Consider the following 20,147-nt stretch of genomic DNA (forward strand, 5'->3'; position numbering starts at 1 on the left):
TATGGGGCACCCATGCTCAGATCACCCATCCGATTTCACGCAGCAGCAAGCCCATCGCGGCGAGAGCGTACTCGGCATCGGCCTCCATTACGGGGCGCGTATCGCGACGCTCCTGTTCATTCGGCTTCGCCCGCGAATGCAAGCGCGCCAGCCCACGCGCACTCCAGATCGCCATCTCGGGCTTGCACTCACAAGAGCGCTTCTCCACCTCGGTAGCGAGCTGAGCCAGATCACTCGTGAGGAGCCGGTCATCCTTGAATTTCGCAGCAGCCCATGTCGCAAAACACCACTGCGCGGCGGCGCGTGCACGATCAACGATGGATTCAGGGGATTCACGATAAGCCGCATTGATCAGCGTATCGATGGTTTCGATCGCCTTGACTCTTCCAATCTCGGGAATCTTCGCCCGATCAACTTCCGGCAGCACGCCGAGTGCGTGGCGAGCCTTGAGTGTTACCAGCCACTCGCCAGTGATGATGTGTTCGCTGGCGATCAACCGCCATGCGGACTCCCACGCGCCGATGGCAATCGGTCGCGACTTCCAACCCGGATGCGCGAGCGGATTGAACTGGATCTGCTCGTACTTGAAGCAGCGCCGTTCGACCCAGGGAGAATCCGCGGAAATGCGACGTCCACCCCACGCGCCCCAGGTTGGATGAGGGGTAACGTTCAGTTGTGCAGGCTGGCACTCAGCGCAGCGCTTGTAAAACCGCCCCCTACGAATTCGCGTGACCGCGTCGAAGGTGTCCTCGCGGAACACAAGCGGTGCATAAGGCATGGCCAAGCTCTGATCGGACTCATCACTCGGGTCGGCATGTGATGCAGCTGCGATAAACGGTGGCGGGTAGATCGCAACCCAAGCCCCACCGTTGCCCTCATACGGATGTTGCATTGCTTCATCGATGGCCAGGAACTTCATGGTGCACGTTCCTTCTTAATCGTGCTGATCACGCGCTACGTGCAGCTCGCCGGAAATCAGCTTGGGCAGCAAGGTGTCGCGAAGGGTGGCGAGGGTGCGGGATTGATGAATGCCCGCAGTGATCCGATCGATGGATGGTTGCATCAGCTCGGCGAATGCTTTGGCGACTGGCTTTGGCGGCAGCACGAGCTCATAGCGTGCCATGTCATTCCAGCTTGTCCGAGGCATCTTCGTTCCAGTCGAGCCAGCGTTGGTGTATTCGACAAACTCGCTGCTCGACACGTGACCGAGGACGAACCCAAACCAATCGCTGCTTGTCGCAGTGAGAACCACAATGTCTGTGGAGCACACGCCGTCGACGGGAGCGACTCCGACTTTGTGGAAATACGGCCGGAGCTTGCCGAAGAGAATTTCTCCCTGCTTGAACACGAACTTGTTGCTTTCCAGCACATCCGCTGTGCCCCACTCGGTCAGCGCTATGCGGCCCTTGGGCATGTGCTCCAGTGCGATGTAAGGGGTGCCATTCTCGATGTCGTTCGGCTGAATGCCCCGCCGCTGGTGATCGGCGACATCCCCGAGGCAGCCAACTCCCCACCCCTCTGGAATCTCGCCAAGATCGGAGTCAACGAAGCGGTCGGGGAAGAGGTCGTAGAAGTGGACGGGCAGTCCGGGCAGCGACTGACCGCGCTGCCAGCGTCCTTCGATCTTGGCGCGCACGGGCTCGAAGTCCACGAACCACGCCTTGAACAGCGCGCGCGCCATGGCCTCGAGCGTCTCGCTCATGCGCCGGTTGAGTTCAATCTTGTCATCCAGCGTGCCGAGGATGTGGGCGATGGCGCGTTGTTCGGGGAGCGGCGGCACATCGAGGTCGAGCATGTAGACGGCAGCCCGAGTGGTAGACGGAATCGGGGAGCCATCGTCGACTTCACCGAGCTTGTAATGCTCGATCGCATAGTAGAGCCACCGCATGTCGAGTTCTGATTTCGGCACGACGTAGTAGGCGGTATCGATGACGAAGAACGGCTCGCGTGAGTACTGCACTCCGCGATATGCCCCCTTGCGCCCGAGGATCACACCTGGGCCCGGCGCCAGTGGTTTAGACGACCAGCCGATCGGGCCATTCGATCCAAACACCCGATATCGTCCTTCGGCTACGTCATGGCCGCGAAGCGCCTTCCCGTACTCCAAGGAAATCTCGTCGCCCCACGTCGAAGCTCGCCACTCACCCGCCATACCCAAGCTCCCTTAGGTTGGCCGCGATGACCGCATCCAGCATCGCCGCCTCGGCCTGTTGCTCGCGCAGTTGTGCAGTGAGCCGCTGCATCTTGTCGGCGAAAGGCTCGCCATCGTCTTCCTGCGCCACGGCGCCGACGTAGCGGCCTGGCGTGAGCACGTGGCCGTGCTTGCGGATGTCTTCCAGCTCGGCGGACTTGCAGTAACCGGGGATGTCTTCGTAAGCGCTGCGCCCATCGACGTCTTCTGGATTGACGTGGGTCTCGCCCCTCCACAGATGGTAGGTGCCGGCGATACGCGCGATATCGGCGTCGGTGAGTTCGCGGTGGGTGCGATCGGCCATGCGCCCCAGCTTGCGTGCGTCGATGAACAGCACCTGCCCGCGGCGGTCGGTAGCCGCGCGCGAGGCCGAACCCTCACTCCCAGCCCCTCTCCCGGCGGGAGAGGGGAGTCTTGATTTGTCGCGGCGCAGGAACCACAGGCAAGCGGGAATCTGCGTGGAATAGGACAGCTGCCCCGGCAGGGCGATCATGCAGTCGACCAGATCGGCCTCGACCAGGGCCTTGCGGATCTCGCCCTCGCCGGACTGGTTGCTGCTCATGCTGCCGTTGGCCAGCACGAAGCCCGCCACGCCCGCGGGGGCCAGGTGGTGGACCATGTGCTGCACCCAGCCGAAGTTGGCGTTGCCCGGAGGTGGCGTGCCGTAGCGCCAGCGCGGATCGTCGCGCAGGCGCTCGCCACCCCAGTCGGAGATGTTGAAGGGCGGATTGGCGAGGATGAAGTCGGCCTTGAGGTCGGGGAAGCGATCGCTGTGGAAGGTGTCGCCCTGTGCGATCTGACCGTCGATGCCGCGGATGGCGAGGTTCATCTGCGCCAGCCGCCAGGTGGTGTAGTTGCTCTCCTGACCGTAGATGCTGATGTCGGCGCGGGCTCTGCCGCCATTGCCGTTGCCATTCGAGTGCGCGCGGATGAACTCGACCGACTGCACGAACATGCCGGACGATCCGCAACACGGGTCGTAGACGCGGCCGTGGTAGGGCTCGATCATCTCGACCAGCAGCTTGACCACGCAGCGCGGGGTGTAGAACTCGCCGCCCTTCTTGCCCTCGGCGCCGGCGAACTGCGACAGGAAATACTCGTACACGCGGCCCAGCACATCCTTGGCGCGGCTGGCCTCATCCCCGACCTTGATGTTGCTGATCAGGTCAATCAATTGACCCAGGCGCGCCTTGTCCAGCGCGGGCCGCGCGTAGTCCTTGGGCAACACGCCCTTGAGCGCGGGGTTGTCGCGTTCGATGCCGGCCATGGCGTCGTCCACGAGTTGGCCGATACCGGGCTGCTTGGCCTGCGCCTTGAGGTGTGGCCAGCGCGCTTCCGGAGGCACCCAGAAGATGGCGTCGCGGCGGTACTCGTCCGGATCCTCGGGATCAGCGCCCTGCGCGCGCTCGGTCTCGAGTTGGGCGTGGCGTTCCTCGAAGGCGTCGGAGATGTACTTGAGGAAGATCAGGCCAAGGACGACGTGCTTGTACTCGGCGGCGTCCATGTTGTTGCGCAGCGCATCGGCGGTCGCCCAAAGCTGGGCCTCGAAGCCGACGGTGGCACCGTCGTCGGCCTCGCGACTGTTGCGGCTGCGGCGGCGCGCGGCGGGCGACGCAGCCGCGGAAGGCGGGGGCGCAGCGCTCCCCGAGGGAGAGCGCACGCCATGAGCTGCGGTATCGTCCGCGTCATCGCCCGGCGGAAGGTCCCCGATGGAGCCGGACGCCAGCGCCGAACGCATCATCGCGGCCACCCGCAGCGAACCCCCGCGGCCGCGACCTCTCTCCACCACACCGGCGGCAACCAGCGATTCGCGCGCGGCCTCGTACGCCGAAACGTCGACGTCGCGTCCGAGCTTCTCGGACAGGCGCCGACGCAGGGTCTCGTTGCCCAGACTACTGCCATCGGTGGGCAGCAGCTGCAGCAGCGCCGTGGCGAGGGGATCGGTGGCTGCGACCATGCGCGGGAATCTCCTGAAGGGATGCGCGCAAGGATAGTCACTCTGGTCGCAGGGGGTGCGACATGCGCATTCTGATCAAGCACGACACCGATTCCACTCTCAAGCCGGCCGCCGGGCATTGGACTGCTTGGGTCGGAAGCGGCATCCTGCCAAGATGCAGGCTTGAGCGCCTCACAGCGCCGGGCCAGACTCCCTCGGTGGCACCAGCAGAGTGTTCAGCGCTCGCCGGAATCGGTGTTCAGCCTGACCGGAACCCGCACTTGTTCTAGTCAGCGTAGCGATAGCTCGGCTAATGTTGGGATCCCGCTAGAGCGCGCACTCCGGTCCGCACATGTTCGTGTTCACCCGTCGAGCCATGCAGCAGATGCTGGACGACATTGCGCCATGGATGCCAGAAAAGCCGCTGAGGGAGCTGCTTGGGCGGCTTAATACCGCTCGAACCAACCGCCTGCCGCAGATGTGGGAGCTGGTTTGGCTCTCCGCGTTGGGGGCGGTTCTGCCGGTCGAGCACGAGCGCGCACTTCCCAATGGAAAGCCTGACCTCTGGTTTTCGGTTTCGGCCGGAGACGTGCTTGTCCCCGTGATCGCAGACATCACGACTCTTTCGGATACAGCGCTGCATAAAGCCAATCCGTTCGAACGGCTAACCGAGGCTGTGCATCATCAGGCGCGTAAGGCCGGCATACATGGAGGCGGATTTCACGTTGCGGTGTCGCATCTGGAAGCGGATGCGAGTGGTACGAAAAAGGTGAAACTCTTGATACCGACCGGCACCGCATTCGAGCAGCTTAACAAGCGATTTCTCGAGCCGTTCGTCCGAAGGGTAGCTACGGCCCCGACGGCGCCACACATGCTAGAAGTGGACGAGCCCGACGCCAAATTTACCGTCGAATACAAAGGGCCAAGCCAGTATTCCGGCGGCTCGCATCGCGCCTACGACGGCGTTTTGAGTCTCGAGAACAATGTCTTGTTCAATCGGCTCACCAGCAAGACCCGTCAGCTCCGAGGCGCCCCTGCAGGCGCCGTCCGAATGCTAGTGGTCTGCGATGGTGATTGCGCGTTAATGCATCGCGACCACCTGCTCGAAGGGTTCAGTGCCCAACAGGTCGCCGAGCACTTCCTACGTGGAAGTCAGACCATCGATCTTGTATTGCTGGTGAGCGTATTCGAGGAAAACGTATCGAGCTTCGCTCGGCGTGGTCAGAGATGCGTGCAGTGCAGCCTGGTTGCCGCACCTTCGGGGCGACCGGCTCATCTCACTTCTGGTGTTGTCGAGGCCGTGAGGCGCGTGTTCGAGGATGCCGTCAAGAAGCTGCCGGAGCCGCGGATGATGCCGAACAATGCTCTGCGGCGTAACCTGGACTCAGAATGGAGCGCGAGTATGGAAGGGGGCTTCGAGGCGGCTGGGGATCGGATCAGGGTGTCGGCGCGCGCTGTGCTTGAGCTGCTGGCAGGTGCAATGACCTACGAGCGATTCGCCGACGTCCATGGGTGGACCGAAGGCCGGTTCGACGTGTTCAGGTCGCGCCTCGCGTCGGGCCAGCTCTTCAGGTCTGCCCGGATCGAATGCTTAGGACCAGGCCATGACGACGATTGGCTGGAGCTCGAATTCGGGCCACCCGACCCAGCTATCAGCGCATTCCGGTTGCCTCGGCGTTGGGATGAACCGGATATCCGCTGAACGTTTGCGATACAGCCTGCACTTTCCAGCAATGGGTACGATTGCCGGTTGGGAAGGATTCGACCGCGGGCTGCAACAATTGGCCGGATTGAGAGCATTTCGGGTGGCCGGTTTGGATCATTAGGGGTGGGCGGTTTCGAATGGAATATGCGCCTTACGCGTCTTCGCGGGTACGACTCGCCAGGCAGTACACGAAGTAGTCCATGGCCAAGAGCACCACAAAGCTGATGAACCCGATCAGCAGGCCCTCGGCTAAACGGTCCGGTGGCCCAAGTCCCCAATGCAGGAAATAAAAGAAGGAGAGGAAGGCAAACGCCAGGAGCACGCGCCCGAAGTCGCGAAGGAACCGGCGGGTGAGTCGGAGCTTGGCGCGCATGGAAGGATTACCTGCTGTGAGCATATAAGAGGACTGCCTGTGTCTTACCGTCAGAATGCCCCGTCGTGCAGAACTCCGACGCTAGGCATCCCAAGCCACCGGTCAGCGCTGTTCAACTGGGTCAAGGCGAGGCAGCAAGGTCGGCTCATCAGCGACGACTGCGCCCTGTCCTGCCTCATCCTTCCGTATGTGGATCGCGGTGTCGCTGCCGGAACTGCTCTGCAAAGCGATCGATGAAATCATCCATGGGTCCCCTGAAGCGCAGGGCTTCCGCCGGCAGCGCGATGCCGAGTTCGCGCGCAATGCTGGTCGCGTACTGGACCTTTGCATCGCTCGGCCGCTTGAGGTCCGCATCGAGGCATTCCGCCAAGCTTGTAGCAAAGGACGTGGCAAGCCGATCCATGAGGCTTTCCATTCGGCCCGAATTCAACGCACGGATGTACTGGAGGGTCCAGGCTTCCAGGGCAAAGTTGTCCAACGGAATCGGGATACCGGTGTCTTCATCGAGCATCAGACGCACTGACATGCCAGGGTCCTCACAGGTCAGGCAGCAAGGTCGCTTGCCACCCATGCTACGAAACTCGTAGTATCGCGCGCAAGGCAAAGTTACGAATCTCGTAGGATCCTCACCTGCGCAGGTTTGCAACGTGCCGCGACGGACCGACGTCCGACTGGTCTTCCAGCGTCGCCTCAAGGAGGCGCGGATTCGGTGCCATCTCTCCCAGAAGGAACTTGGCGTACAGGCAGGCTTGGACGCGTTTGTGGCCAGCGCTCGCATCAATCGCTATGAACTGGGGGTGCACGAACCCGACATGGGCACGATCGCCCGCTTGGCGAGCGCCTTGTCAGTACCCGTCGCCTACTTGTTCGCTGACGATGACCGGCTGGCCAGAATGATCCTGGCGTTCGAACAGCTTCCCGCAATCGAGAAAGACCGCTTGCTGCGGTCCATGGAGCCCGGCGAGTGAAGCCATGACTGTAGCGGGTAGTACGAGGACCCGGGGTGCGCTCCGCGCCACCGCGGCAGGTGCTGCAGGTAACCCTTGCTGCTGGGCGCCGCGGTGGCCGACGGAACGTGCTCGAGCATGCCGAACCAAACGATCCGCCAGAACCCAGGCAACAACGCCGCTGAGTTACCGGTTACGCAGCAAAAGGCAACCACTGCAACAACTTCATCGGTGCACCGCACCACGCGATCGGTCAGGCCGCGTGTGGCGACTTCAAACAGGTTTTTCAAACTGCTCATATACAGCTAGTCGGCCTCATTTAGCAATGCTCTTGCCAGTTGATGGTCGGGCCATCAGTGGGCCATCTTTGACCTGGTAGGCATGCGAACGACCTTTCCCTCAGAAAGCTCGCGCCTCAGTTCGAGTGCCTCAGCCTCAAGCGCTGCAATTCGAGTTCGGGCCTTCGCAAGCGCCTCATCCTTCTTGCGCAGAGTTACTTCAAGATCAGCAACCTCAAGCCTGCTGATGTTGTAGTGGGTGGCCAGCTGCACGTACTCGTGCTTCCAATGATCGACGCGTTCCGTGACCTTGGACCTGACAGACCGACGACCGGTCACCATGAGCTTTCGAATGCGCTTGAGCCATGCATTTACTTCTATGAGCGTTGTGGATTTGTGACTTGCGTTCTGCAGTGTTTTTTGAGAGACGCCCGCTCGCCGACATAGTTCGGCCTGGGAAAGCCGAACACCGGGATAGATTCCCTCATTGGCGTCGATCTCCGCCTCGATCGCAGCCATCGCCTTTCTCAGTGCGGCGACGATTCGGTTGGAGCGAAGATGGGCGTGCTTGCTCGGCCCGGTGGCTGTCTTGCTCATGACGACCCCTTTTTTGCGTTGATGCGCACCAGCTCCTCGACCACTAGAGGGTGCGTCTCCCATTTCGCAAGAACGTCCTTGAATCGCAAAATGTGTGCGACGAGCTGGCCACGCCATTGCTGCTCCGCCATCGGCTCGTCGTCTGCAATTGCGTTCTGCAAGTGCGTGATGATGCGAGCAACCGTGCGGTCAACATTCGCCTTCTCGGCAGCCATCTCCAGGCGATGGTCGCAGTTGGATCTGCAATGTGTGGGATCTGGTGCGCCTTGCTTGCTGTTGCACACACCAACCTGACCCGGCAGCTTTGTGCAAATGACGCCGGGGCGAACCAGTTCCCAATAAAGACCGCCTTCAGTACGATCCCTAGCAAGCTCATCGATACTTTTTGCATCAAGCTTGGTGAGACCACGCAGGCGCGCAAACGTCAAAACGTCGCTCTTGAGAGTCTCTGCGGCCGGTCCGCCAAGCCCATCGACATGACTAATTGCTTCGGCCGCAAACATAATGGTTTGCGCCTGAGCCACTGCCTTTGCCTCTTCGGCGATATCCCGGTTTGAAAGAAGGTAGCCAACAGTCATCTCTGGGTCTTTGTGACCGAAAAGGTCCATCAGCACTTGAACGGCATTAGTGAGAGCAAGCCCGACAATTCTGCCGGTTGTCTTTCTCATGCGGTGTGGGTGGACATTTCGCTCCCGAATCGAATCGTCTGGAAGCAAGTGTTGTAGATCAAATGCCGCCACAAGCCGCTTTAGCCCACCGCCCAAGCCATTCAGGGGAAGGCCTACAATCTGCTGCTTCTGAGTCGGCATCTGAACCCAGAGGTTTCGACCATTGTTCGCAAAGCCGTATGACTTGGAGGCCTGCTGTGCCAGTTGGGCTAGCTTTACCTGTTGCAGCACAGCGACGACCGTCATCTTGGGGGCCGGCCAGTCTCGCTGCTCGCCGTCCTCCCTGAAGATCAGCTTGTAGGTCTTACCCTTGATGCGCCATCCACTGGGATCCTCGACCAGTGCGTCCTGGGTCTGACCCAGTATCTCGCCTTCCCTTGGGCCGCCGCTGACCCCGACTACGAAGACGTGAGCATCCTGGATCAGCGAGATCAACCTCCAACAGTCATTGAGCGCCTTGGGCGGCCACGAAAGCGGACTTCGCTTGCCGTTGAATCCCGCCTTGTATTGCGACTTCAGCCGTAACTCGAACGGGGGTTCGAGCGCGCGCTGGCTATCGTCGGCGAACCACTTCCAAGCGGAAAGAAACTCGCTGCTTGCCGGTCCGAAATGCTTCATTGCTGCGTGGCGCGTGATGTGCGCACGGTAATTGACCGTCGTATAGAGATGCTCAAGCGCCGACAGGAGTACTGGAGCAAGGGTGTTGATGAGCCAAAGGCAACGCCAACCGCATTCGCCGACAAATTTGTCCGGAAGGGCAAGGTAAGGCTGAACCAGCTTAATGTCGGACCGAAGCGCCTCTCGTCCCTTCCTGACCTTCTCAACCTCTATCCGGTCGCGCCGTATGGGCATCCGCACAACATCGGTCAGGAGCTTTCGACGCTGCAGCGTTTCAAAGATGCGGGCGAAATCCCGCTTGCCCGTCCTCGGTACGACTTTGTAAAGATCCGCCAGACTGAGTCTCGCCCAGAAGCGCTTTGAGCCTTCCGCCGGCTTTGCCATCGCCACTGCTGCGAGCCGACGCAGGCAGGATAGGTTTTCGCTGAGCGTAGACGCCGTGCACGGAGCGGTCGTGTTGCCAATCGGGACGAGCCAGCGCAACAGCGTGACGCGCGTAATTGCTATTAGCGCTAAGTCGTTTCCGTTCGTAACTTCACGGAAGTCGGTAATCCGTCTGGACGTCTTCTGAAACGACCCGGCCGGCATGAATTGAGGGGGGATGGCGATCACACCCCATGTCGAACCAAATCCAAGCGCCGTTTGCAGCTTGAGCAGGTTACGGCGCCCCATGAACTGAATCTTCGTCATATCTGCAAGGCGCGCCTGCACCGCTGAGCGCCGCACTTCGGCATCGCTGAACACGAGGCGTCTAGCCTGCGACATGCATCCCCTCCCATTCCAGGGGTTGGTGTCGACCAGCCAAGATTTCCTTGCGCCAGTGCTCGAGATGGCTGGCGCGCTCTATCTGGTCAAACTGCGCGAGTGTTCCGTGGAGTCGAAATTCCTCGTCCTGCAGGTCTTCCGAACGCTCCCAGGCAACGAGTGACATTGCTATGCGCAATGACTCAATCTCAGCCTCTCTCTTGCAGAGGTCGGTCAGACTTTCTGGAAGCACGATGCCCCGCTCGCAGATAGTGCATCGATGCTGGTTCCGGCAGGGATGTGTGCCATCGTTGGTAGGGTCAATATATTTCGGGGGATTCATGCTGTTGACGCAACCCATCCCGAGGTATGTCTTATCTTTGCCACGCGCCCACCGTTCACGCTGCTGTTCGGTGATAACGCCGCGATCGCATAGCGCCCGCAGAATTGCCGGGTCGCAGATTCGGTGTGTTTCGATCTCGCCCCAGAGATGATCCATGAGCTTGCGAACCGAGGCTTCGCTATGTCGCCGCCACGCGCGCGTTGCCAGGTAGCGACGTATCGAACTCATGTTTGAGTGACCGGCCGCTAGTTTCGCAATGACCAGGTTGTAGCCTGACTGGAGAAATTCGTTGCCGATGTAGATGTCGCGGAAATCCGATGCCGTTACATTTCCGATTGGCACCGGCGGCTCCGGAGCGGCCTCATGTGCTTCCTTGGCTTCGTGACATTGCATTTCGTACTTGGCACGATCCGACCGGTTGAGCTCGTCAACCAAGGTCGATAGATAGCTGCTATCCCTGTGCGCGGTGTCAGGGTGATAGTTTTTTTCGTGCAGCAGCTCGACGCTAATTCCACGCAGACTCAACACATAGAGCCACGGGGACCGATGGGCAATTTTTGGCTTGCTGCAGGGAATCAGGCCGGCAGCGATGCCATTGCGAAGTGGCCTTGTTCGCTCGTGCAAACGTGTAATTAGCTGATAGGGAAAGTGGGACGGCTTGCCTCGGCAAATTGTCGTCTGCCACTCTCCGGAGCGGACTTTGAAGCTAATGAGTCTGTAGATGTCCGCTTCTGGTCTGCCAATTCTCGTGGCCCACGCCGCGGTTGAGACATCAATATCGAGCAAGACCTGTGGATTCCATCCGGTCTGAATCAGGAACAGATGGAAGAAGTCCTGAAGTACTGACTGAGTTGGATACAGCCCTGCAATTAGATCCGATATGCCTGTGCCCCTTAAGCTGTAGACCGAACCCAAGGCTCGCTTGCGCCCGTACTTCGTGAACGGCTCGTGTCCAAGCGCCACGAGCAAATCTGCTGCGCTCGGTACCGGATTCCCTGACGCAGTGATCAGTGCTCTGTACGTGGCATGCAGGTCCGCGGCCGTTACGCCGGAATGAGGGCATCGCTCTTCCTTGGGAACTTCGAGCAGATTTCTTCCGGAAGCTGCCAGCTCATCTGCATTACGCCACCTATCGTACGTTGCGTAGACCCGCCTCTTGAGCGCGTGATAGATCCGATGTGCCTGCTCTCTGGTCGCAACGTCACCGAGCTTCTTTTCCGTTTTCCTCAATGTCATCCAGGCGAGTGGATCCAGCCCTGCAAGCTCTCTCGCCGTTTCAAGGGCTATACGTGCGGTCGCGTAATCGGAGTAGGCAGGGGGCTGCTCGGAGCGAAGCCAGAGAGATCCGTGCGCCATTTCCACGTCGGCCAGCGCTTCGATCGGCTCAAGCCCCGCGTTTTCTAGCCTGTCAAACAGCCTCCAGAGGCCTCGAAATGATGCGATCCGCCTAGCGAAGGCGTGGGGCTTGTTGGCTCCGAAATGGAGCGAGATAGCCTCTCTGAGCTGGAGAGCCAGTACGGGCCTTCCGCGAAAGCCGCCAAGCCATTTGGCCGCACCCTTTCCGCGGATCTGGTGAGGCGCGCCGTGGGCAATCTCGGCGAAATCGAGCGGCTCTCCGGCGTAGTCTGCGTGTCGACAGGCTAGAAGAAAGCGACTCTCGTTGGCATTTTGCGGAGGCTTATGCATCACCTGAGCAGCCTTTCTCAAGGTAATCATGCCACCTCAATGGCCCCTGGCCCGTTTGCGCTTCAAACCACGAACGCAGCCAACCCAGATAGCCATTCGTCGTTTCATCAGATATGTGTCCCAACATCGGGCGAATGACGAGCGTAATGTCGTTGTTCGCAGAACCGGTAAGCCAGTCCGCGTTGAGCTTGCCGAGGTCGACACCCGCTGCCTTGATCTTCTCCAGAGTGATGTCAATCAACTTCTGCCCAGCGCAGAAGTGGCGCCCAAGATGGGGTCTCCAGCCTTTCGGGCAGCCCGGGGTCTCGGTCCACGCTCGGTGCAGCATCCGCGTACCAAAGGGCCTGTTTGAGCCCTCGCCAAGGAACAGTTGAGGCGGAAGTCCCATCCGCCTTCTTCGCGACTTTTCATCGGGCGTTTTTGCCGCGCGAACCCATCGTGCGTGTTGCGATGGGCGCTCCTCCAATCGATAGCTGTGGAGCCTCTCCGCAAACGAAATTGGGAGTTTCACCCAGCGGGCAGGTCCGTCTATATCGCTTGGCTGCGCGCGCTTTCCCTTCGTGCCAGCGCGAATGAGGACGTGTACCTTGTCTCCGCGAACGATCCAGTCTTTTCGATCGATCGGAAGCAGGTCCGCGCGCCATTCAACGCACTCCCTGTTGCGAATTCCCGTCTCGAGGATCAGCTCACAACAGAGGCCTTTGACCTTCCCTTTCACTGAATAAACATTCCGAAGCCAACAGCCGACTTCCTGTTGGGTCGGCAGCCAGAACAAGGGCGGGTCCATAGATACGCTTCCTGCGCGCGAGTCGATCTCGGCCACCTTTCCGCGCCCAGATCCTCCTTCCTTTTTGCTTGCCTTCTTGCGACGTCGCGGCACCGCAAATGGTGGCGCGCTCGGATTGCGAACTCCTGCTTGCGAGGTCCAGGCGAGGAAAAGGGTGGCTTCGCTCGCGCGCTGGTTTATGGTCTTTCCATCCAAGGGGCGCCCGGTTTGGCTCCATTCTCCCGTGGTCATTTGCGCTTGGTACCCGCTGATGACGTGCGCCGTGTATTCCGCTGACCGCCAGTCAATTTTTTTGCTCGCACACCATTCAAGGAAGTTTTTGAGTTTTTCTCCCATCGTGCGCAGCGACGCAATCGTCGGATAGCTGAGAGAGCCGCCCAAGCTGGAACTTGCAAGAACAGGAAGGGCGTCTTCGGGTAGCCACTCCAGCAGCGCACGCTCGCGCAGGTATTGGCTTGGGCCGTCCAGGTACTGTCCCGAGTCGTCCAGAAAGAACGGCACGTACGCGACCGACTGAAAGTCGTTTTCGAACATCAACCTGGTGTCGGGAAAGAGCAGCCTCATGGCCCGCGTTCCGCTCCGAATTGCACTACTTCATAGATTGGCAACTTACCCTCTTGGGACCGGCCGTCAACCTTAAAAAGCATGATTTGGCACTGTTCCTAAATCGATCCCGTGCACGCCGGCATGACCATCGGCGTAGAAGGTGATGCACAAGGCCCTCGCCCCGTCCGCAACGGCTTCCTCGGCCATCTCCAACGCGCGTTCGAGCAGCGCAGCCTGGATCGCGCGACGCTCGGTGTTCGCTGCATCCAATGCGTCCACCCAGGACTGCGCCGTGGCTTCATCGGTGCTGCACAGCGCGGCAACCGCCTGGTCCGCATGGCGCACCCGCGAGGCCGCGTTGACCCGCGGGCAAATCTGGTAGGCCAGCGCCTGCGAGTCGAACCGGCCCCGCGTGTACTTCGCCATCGCCTTCCACACCGGCAGCGAACTGGCGCGCATGTGCCGGATCGCGCACTGCACCGCGAAGCGGTTGACCCGGCTGCGCCCGAGGTCCACGCAATCGGCCAGCGTTCCGAGGCCCGCATATTGAAGCGCGTCCAGCATGGAACCGCCCACCGCCGCGCCGCTCTCCCGCAGGACCTTCGCGGTCATCGCCATGACGCACCAGGCCACCATGCAGCCCGCGATGGTGCGGTCGGGGTACGCACTGTCGATCCGCGCCGGATTCACGCAGGCCACCGCGTCTTTCGGACACCCTTCGTCCGGGATCAGGTGGTGATCGGTGACCACGACATCGCTCCCGGCCTGCTTCAGGCGCGTGATGCGGGGGCCGTCGGCCGATGCCTGGTCCGCCGTAATCACCAGTGACGGTCGCGGTTCGAGCGCCAGAATCCGGTCCACCACGTTGTCTGACACCCCGTAGCCGTCCGCAAGGCGGTGCGCGATCACGATATGAAGGCGCTCCACCGGGACCGCCAAGGCCCCGGTCAGCACGGACCACAGGACCGCCGAAGACGACGCCCCGTCGGCATCGAAATCCGTCGCAATGGCGATGATCTCTCCGGTCGTAACGGCACGTGCAATGCGCGCCGCCGCAACATCAATGTCGGGAAGCTGCCCGATGGCCGGCAGATCCCGTAATGACGGCCTGAGCAGCGTCTTGATCCGATCAGGATTCGGCTCGCTAACGCGGCCCGCGAAAAGACGCGCCTGCAGGCTGGACAAACCCGCTTCCCGCGCCGCTTCCGCCGTTGCGCGCTCCGTGCTCCGCTGTCGCCATTGCCTTTTCATGTCCTGAATCCGAACCCGTCCACGGCCGCTGTCTCACCTCCTGAGACTGACATGAAAACCCGATATGGCAAGCCCCATTCGACGCCTTATCCGGACGCCATCCCGGCGTCTTGCCACACGGCAAACATGGTGTATTTCGATTGTCTCGCCCACACCGAGACAACCCCGATGCAAAGCGCTGCCGTTGTCGCTGCCGATTCGCAATTGGATCTTTTCTCGCAGATGATTCTTGACGTACTTGCCGCGCCCAGTGGCGACGCAACAACGGCTCGCGTCGCGCCTGCGACGGCGCCTGCGCCATCCGCAGAGCCGTCGAACTATCACATCCCTGGATCGCTTCGGCTTGGGCATGGCGGCGCCAAGACCAAGTTCCGCTGCAATGTTGAAGCGATCGCGCTGTTGCGGGCGTTGCAGCGTGACTCACGCACCGCGACGGACGAAGAGAAAGCGACGCTGGTCCGCTATGTTGGTTGGGGTGGCCTCCCGCAGGCGTTCAGGCGCCCGGATGGCGGCGTGGCCGATGGCTGGGCCGCAGAGGTCAGCGAACTCGAATCGATCCTGAGTGATGATGAACTGGCCGCGGCACGCCGCTCGACGCAGGATGCCCACTACACGCCCCGTGCCGTTATCGAGGCGGTCTACGCGGCAATGGCGCGCTTCGGCGTCGCAGCGGCCAGCGTTCTCGAACCAGGCTGCGGCGTTGGGCATTTCGTCGGGCTGGCCCATGACGCCCTGCGCGCTTCGCGGTGGACGGGCATCGAACTCGATCCCCTGTCCGCGGATATTGCCAAGGCGCTGTATCCGAAGGCCCGCATCGTCAACGCCGGCTTTCAGGAGGTCAACCTGCCGCGCGGCGGGTTCGACCTCGCCATCGGCAACCCGCCGTTCGGCTCGCAATCGCTATTCGACGCGGACAACCGCGATTTGCGCGGGTTCTCGATCCACACCTTCTTTTTCGCCAAGAGCCTGCGCGCACTGCGCGCGGGTGGTGTCCTGGCGATGGTGGTCAGTCATTACCTGCTGGACAAGCGCGACCCATCGGAGCGCGCGTGGCTGGCTTCCCGTGCACGGTTTCTCGGCGCCATCCGCCTGCCTGCCGGCGCGTTCCGGGACAACGCCTCGACGGATGTCACCACGGACATTGTGTTTCTGCAGAAGGCCGCGCCCAACGAAACCCCCGACGCATCGGCATGGTCCGACGTGGTGCCTGTCGATGACCCGGAAGGCGGTGAGCCGATCTCTGTCAATCGCTACTTCATCGACAACCCGCACATGATGCTTGGCCGTATGGCCCGCGTCGGCGGCATGTATCGCGCCGACCATGCGGCATGCGTCGCGCCGGACGGTTTCGATCTTGCTACGGCCCTTGATGCGGCGGTGGCGCATCTGCCGTCCGCAATCTACAACGCAACGCATAACGTCCCGGAGTCGGCGGCGTCTGCCGCGCAGATCCCGCCTGGAACGCCGGTGTTCGGGCACTACTTCGGCACGGATGGCGCGCTCTGGCGCCGCCTGCCGGATGCGCTGGACGAACTGCGCGCCGAGCCTGTCGATGTAGTAGGGCGCGACCGTGATCGGCTGGCCGGCCTGATGGACCTGCGCGATGGCCTCAAGGCGCTCATGGGCGCCGAGCGCGACGACGCGAACGAGGCGACGCTGGTTTCGCTGCGCGCGCGCCTCAATAGTCGCTACGACGCCTTCTGCCGCAAGTTCGGGCTGCTCAATAGCAACGCGAACGTCAATGCGTTTCGTGACGACGCCGATGCCTTTCTTGTTCGTGCCATGGAGGTCAATTACCAGCGCCTTGACGCCGCAGAGGCCGCACGCGCCAGCATCACCATGCCGAAAGGCCGGAAGACCATCGAGCGCGCCGACAAGGCGGCGATCTTCACCAGGCGCGTGCTGTTCCCGACCATTGAGTCAAAGGTGGATTCGCCGGCAGACGCGCTGGCGGTGTGCCTGAACCAGCGTGGTCGTGTCGAGATTGACGTGATGTCCGACATGCTCGGCATGACCCGCGAGGCGGTGATTGAAGCGCTTGGCGACTGCGTGTTCGAGCGCCCGAACGGTTCCTGGGCGGTCGCTGACGATTACCTCAGCGGCAATGTCAAGAAAGCGCTCGCCGAGGCCAAAACGGCGGCGGCTGCCAATCCACGGTTCGAGCGCAACGTAAAAGCGCTTGAGGCGGTGCAACCCGCCGATCTTGAGCCTGGCGCCATCCATATTGCTGTCGGCTCGCCCTGGGTTCCAGGCGCGATCTATGCGGCGTTTGGTGCCGACAACCTTGGGTTGCAGGATGCGGTCGTAACCCTCGTGGCCGCCGTGCAACACATGGTGCTGACCTGCAACACCAAGGGCTTCGAGCGCTTCGGTACTGCTCGCATGACTGCATCCGAAATCTACGCGAAGTTGCTGAGCCGTACACCGATTATCGTCCGCGACAAAGTGGATGAAGGGAAGTACGTCACCAACCACGCCGAGACAGAAGCGGCGCGCCAGATGGGCGAATCCATCAATGAGGCGTTTGTCGATTGGGTTTGGAACGACGCAGCGCGGCGCGATCAACTCACGCGCATCTACAACGACACCTTCAATACCGACCGTCCGCGCGCCTACGACGGCTCGCACCTGACTTTCCCAGGCAAGTCCGCCGAAATCTCGCTGCGCGTGAATCAGATCAACGCGGTCTGGCGCATGATCCAAGATGGCGTGATGCTGGCCGATCAGGTCGTTGGCGCTGGCAAGACCTATCTCGCCATTGCCGCCGTCATGGAAATGCGGCGCATGGGGCTGGTCAGCAAACCGCTGATCGCTGTCCCTAACCATCTGGTGCAACAGTGGGCGTGCGACTTCATGCGGCTCTATCCCGGTGCGAACATCCTGGCCGTGACGGATGCCGATTTCAGCAAGGACCGCCGCAAGCTGATGTTCGCGCGCATCGCAACGGGCGATTGGGATGCTGTCATCGTCGCCCATTCGCAGTTCACACGCATTGCAGTGCCGCCCGCGTTCGCGGTTTCCTACATGGAACAGAAGGTGTTTGAGTTCCAGCGCGCCATTACCTCGTTGAAGTCCGCAAGCGCTGACGGTCGTATCATCAAGCGCACGGAAAAGCTCATCGAGAGCTACCGCGAGCGCATCAAGGCCAAACTCGCGTCCATCGAACGCGATACGGACGTGACCGACATGGATTCCATGGGAATCGATTGTCTGGTCGTTGACGAGGCGCACGCATACAAGAACCTCGGCTTTGTCACAGCCAAGCGCAATGTGTCCGGCCTGGGGAACCCGGAAGGCAGCCAGCGCGCCGAGGACTTGTTCATGAAGGTGCGTTTCCTGTTCGAGAAGAATGCCGCGCGTGGCGTGTTCTTCCTGACCGGAACACCCGTGTCGAACAGCCTTGCTGAAATGTTCACCATGCAGCGCTACCTCGCGCTGGACGTGCTCGATGAAAAAGGCGTGGGCGAGTTCGATCTTTGGGCGAACACCTTTGCCGAGGAAACTGTCAGCTTCGAGCTGGATTCCTCGGGCCGCGGCTTGAAAGCGAAGACGGTCCTCAAGCGCTTTCTCAATGTCCCCGAAATGATGGCGATTTACCGTCGTTTTGCGGATACGGTCACGATGACTGACCTTCACGTGATGCACCGCCGGGCGACCGGCCAGGAGTGGCCGGTGCCGAAGGTCATGGGCGGCAAGCCAGAAAACGTGATCTGCCCGCCCTCGCCGGCTCTGCTGGGTTACATCGAGAAGTGCGTCATTCCGCGCATGAATGCGGTGTGCGGCGAAAACGGGGCCAGACCCGATCCGAGCGTGGATAACATGCTCAAGATCACGAACGATGCCCGGCTCGCGGCACTTGATGTGCGCCTGCGCCTGCCGAACGCCGCCGACCACGCGGATTCCAAGGTCAACACGGCGATGCGTCGGATTCTTGCGATTCACCAGCAGTGGGCGGGCCGGCGCGGCACGCAACTGGTGTTCTGCGACCTGTCCACGCCGACCGGCGCCGTGGCGAGCGAGCGGACGGCCTACCTGGAACTGGTCGCGCGCGCCAACCAGGGTGACGACGCGGCAATCGCCGCGCTGGACGCCATGAGCCAAGACGTGATTCTGTCGCTTTCCGGTTCGTTTTCCGTTTACGACGATCTCCGCGCCAAATTGATCGAAGCCGGCGTCGCCGCGCATGAAGTTGCTTTCATCCACGATGCCAAGACCGATCTGCAGAAGCAGGCGCTATTCGACAAAGTGAATCGCGGTGATGTCCGCATCCTGATCGGAAGCACATCGAAAATGGGCGCAGGCATGAACGTACAGCGGCGCCTCGTCGCCCTGCACCACCTTGATGCGCCGTGGCGCCCGTCCGATCTTGAACAGCGTGAGGGCCGCATCCTGCGGCAGGGCAATGCCTTCTACGAAGCCGACCCCGGTTTCGAGGTTTGCGTCATTCGTTACGCCACCGAGCGCACATACGACTCGCGGCTCTGGCAATTGCTTGAGCGCAAGGCAACCATCGTCGAGCAAATCCGCAAAGCGAATTCAGACTTGCGCGAGGTCGATGATGTTGTGGGCCAGGCCGCAAGCGCAGCCGAAATGAAGGCCGCAGCAACCGGAGAGCCCCTTATCATGGAGCAGGTCGAGCTTGAGCACAGCATCAGACGCCTCGAAGCATTGAAGCGTGCGCACACGAACCGACTCTATGACGCCGACCGTTCCCTGAAATGGCTTGAACGCGATGGTGGCCCGGATGCGCGCATGGCGGCTGTACTGCCTCGCGTCGCTGCTGCCGAGTCCTATCTTGCGTCAGCGCCGCGTGACCCGTTCGAGATCACTGTAGGCGGAACCCGCTACACCACGTTCAAGGATGGCGCAAACGCACTTGCGCATGCGCTCGCCAAGTCCATCGGCTCGCGCGGTTACTCGAATACTCGAACCCATCTCGGCACGTACCGACAGGCTGAATTGACCCTCGTTGCCACTGCATTCGATCCTGAAATCGAACTTTCCATCGGCGGGGATGTTGGCGTGATCGGCACGGTTTCTGCGGCACCCGACAAGGAAGGCCGCATCAGCGCGGCTGGCATGATCGCCCGTCTTGACCACGCGATTGCCGCGATTGCAGGCTGGCGCGATTCCAAGCGTGAGCTGTGTGCACGCGAGAACGCGCAGATTGCGGACTTCCGGGCGTTGCTGGCGCAGCCTTTCAAGCAGCAGGCCGATCTCGTTGCCGCCAAGGAACGGTTAAACATCGTCATGCGCACGCTGATCGCGCGGAGCGCACCGCGCGCCATGGCTGATGCCGCTGATGCCCCCGAGGCTTTCGAGCATGTCGATCCTGCCGTGATCGCCGCCTGATCGAAGTGCTGGCGCCGCCGATTCTCTCGGCGGCGCCACGCATGCGCCGAGCGCGACTTGCGCGAACGCGATCATGGTGTATGCGTGGGGTGTCCACACCGCACCACTCACACCGGAGTTGCCCC

General features: G+C 61.3%; 13 protein-coding genes. 3 read left to right on the top strand and 10 right to left on the bottom strand.

The features are described 5' to 3' along the window. Positions 1-16 precede the first annotated feature (16 nt). Genes Mschef_RS15395 through Mschef_RS15405 form a run of 3 tightly spaced genes read right to left on the bottom strand, consistent with a single transcriptional unit; the run spans position 17 to position 3,695 of the window. Complete coding sequence (locus Mschef_RS15395) at positions 17-919, bottom strand: hypothetical protein (RefSeq protein WP_081130116.1); 903 nt, start codon at positions 917-919, stop codon at positions 17-19. A gap of 15 nt (positions 920-934) precedes the next feature. Beyond that, positions 935-2,152, bottom strand: a complete 1,218-nt coding sequence (locus Mschef_RS15400; RefSeq protein WP_242426570.1) for a restriction endonuclease subunit S — start codon at positions 2,150-2,152, stop codon at positions 935-937. Further along, entirely contained in the window at positions 2,142-3,695 is a 1,554-nt protein-coding gene (locus Mschef_RS15405; protein ID WP_242426582.1) for a class I SAM-dependent DNA methyltransferase, read from the bottom strand. Before Mschef_RS15405 ends, Mschef_RS15400 begins: the two co-directional genes overlap by 11 nt. Positions 3,696-4,479: 784 nt before the next feature. On the opposite strand from Mschef_RS15405, the gene Mschef_RS15410 reads away from it, so the two are divergent. Further along, the gene (locus Mschef_RS15410) at positions 4,480-5,829 is read left to right on the top strand and encodes a hypothetical protein (RefSeq protein WP_081130118.1); all 1,350 of its coding nucleotides are present in this window, start codon (positions 4,480-4,482) and stop codon (positions 5,827-5,829) included. A 154-nt stretch (positions 5,830-5,983) separates the two neighbouring features. Here the strand turns inward: Mschef_RS15410 and Mschef_RS15415 are convergent, their stop codons facing one another. Beyond that, entirely contained in the window at positions 5,984-6,205 is a 222-nt protein-coding gene (locus tag Mschef_RS15415) for a hypothetical protein (RefSeq protein ID WP_081130119.1), read from the bottom strand. Positions 6,206-6,380: 175 nt separating this feature from the next. Continuing rightward, positions 6,381-6,731 (bottom strand): hypothetical protein, encoded by a 351-nt coding sequence (locus Mschef_RS15420; protein WP_242426571.1) that lies wholly within the window; start codon positions 6,729-6,731, stop codon positions 6,381-6,383. A 121-nt stretch (positions 6,732-6,852) separates the two neighbouring features. Here Mschef_RS15420 and Mschef_RS15425 point away from each other — a divergent pair, with 121 nt between their 5' ends. Next, positions 6,853-7,173: a helix-turn-helix domain-containing protein gene (locus tag Mschef_RS15425; protein WP_081130120.1), complete on the top strand. Its 321-nt coding sequence runs from the start codon at positions 6,853-6,855 to the stop codon at positions 7,171-7,173. A 332-nt stretch (positions 7,174-7,505) separates the two neighbouring features. Here Mschef_RS15425 and Mschef_RS17355 read toward each other — a convergent pair whose 3' ends face one another. The 5 genes from Mschef_RS17355 to Mschef_RS15450 all read right to left on the bottom strand — a co-directional run bounded on the left by Mschef_RS17355 (position 7,506) and on the right by Mschef_RS15450 (position 14,670). Further along, on the bottom strand, positions 7,506-8,027 hold the full coding sequence (locus Mschef_RS17355; protein WP_136256463.1) for a hypothetical protein: 522 nt from the start codon (positions 8,025-8,027) through the stop codon (positions 7,506-7,508). Next, a complete protein-coding gene (locus tag Mschef_RS15435; protein ID WP_136256462.1) occupies positions 8,024-10,057 on the bottom strand; it encodes a site-specific integrase in 2,034 nt (677 codons plus the stop codon). The genes Mschef_RS17355 and Mschef_RS15435 overlap by 4 nt, the downstream gene beginning before the upstream one ends. Positions 10,058-10,064: 7 nt before the next feature. Beyond that, positions 10,065-12,116 (bottom strand): hypothetical protein, encoded by a 2,052-nt coding sequence (locus tag Mschef_RS15440; RefSeq protein WP_136256461.1) that lies wholly within the window; start codon positions 12,114-12,116, stop codon positions 10,065-10,067. Then, complete coding sequence (locus tag Mschef_RS15445) at positions 12,079-13,437, bottom strand: site-specific integrase (RefSeq protein WP_081130124.1); 1,359 nt, start codon at positions 13,435-13,437, stop codon at positions 12,079-12,081. Before Mschef_RS15445 ends, Mschef_RS15440 begins: the two co-directional genes overlap by 38 nt. Before the next feature lie 72 nt (positions 13,438-13,509). Next, complete coding sequence (locus Mschef_RS15450) at positions 13,510-14,670, bottom strand: DHH family phosphoesterase (RefSeq protein ID WP_081130125.1); 1,161 nt, start codon at positions 14,668-14,670, stop codon at positions 13,510-13,512. 51 nt (positions 14,671-14,721) lie between these two features. Between Mschef_RS15450 and Mschef_RS15455 the strand changes: the two genes are divergently transcribed. Next, on the top strand, positions 14,722-20,022 hold the full coding sequence (locus Mschef_RS15455; protein ID WP_081130126.1) for a helicase-related protein: 5,301 nt from the start codon (positions 14,722-14,724) through the stop codon (positions 20,020-20,022). Positions 20,023-20,147: the final 125 nt, after the last annotated feature.

This window comes from Metallibacterium scheffleri (assembly GCF_002077135.1).
GTDB classification, from domain to species: domain Bacteria; phylum Pseudomonadota; class Gammaproteobacteria; order Xanthomonadales; family Rhodanobacteraceae; genus Metallibacterium; species Metallibacterium scheffleri.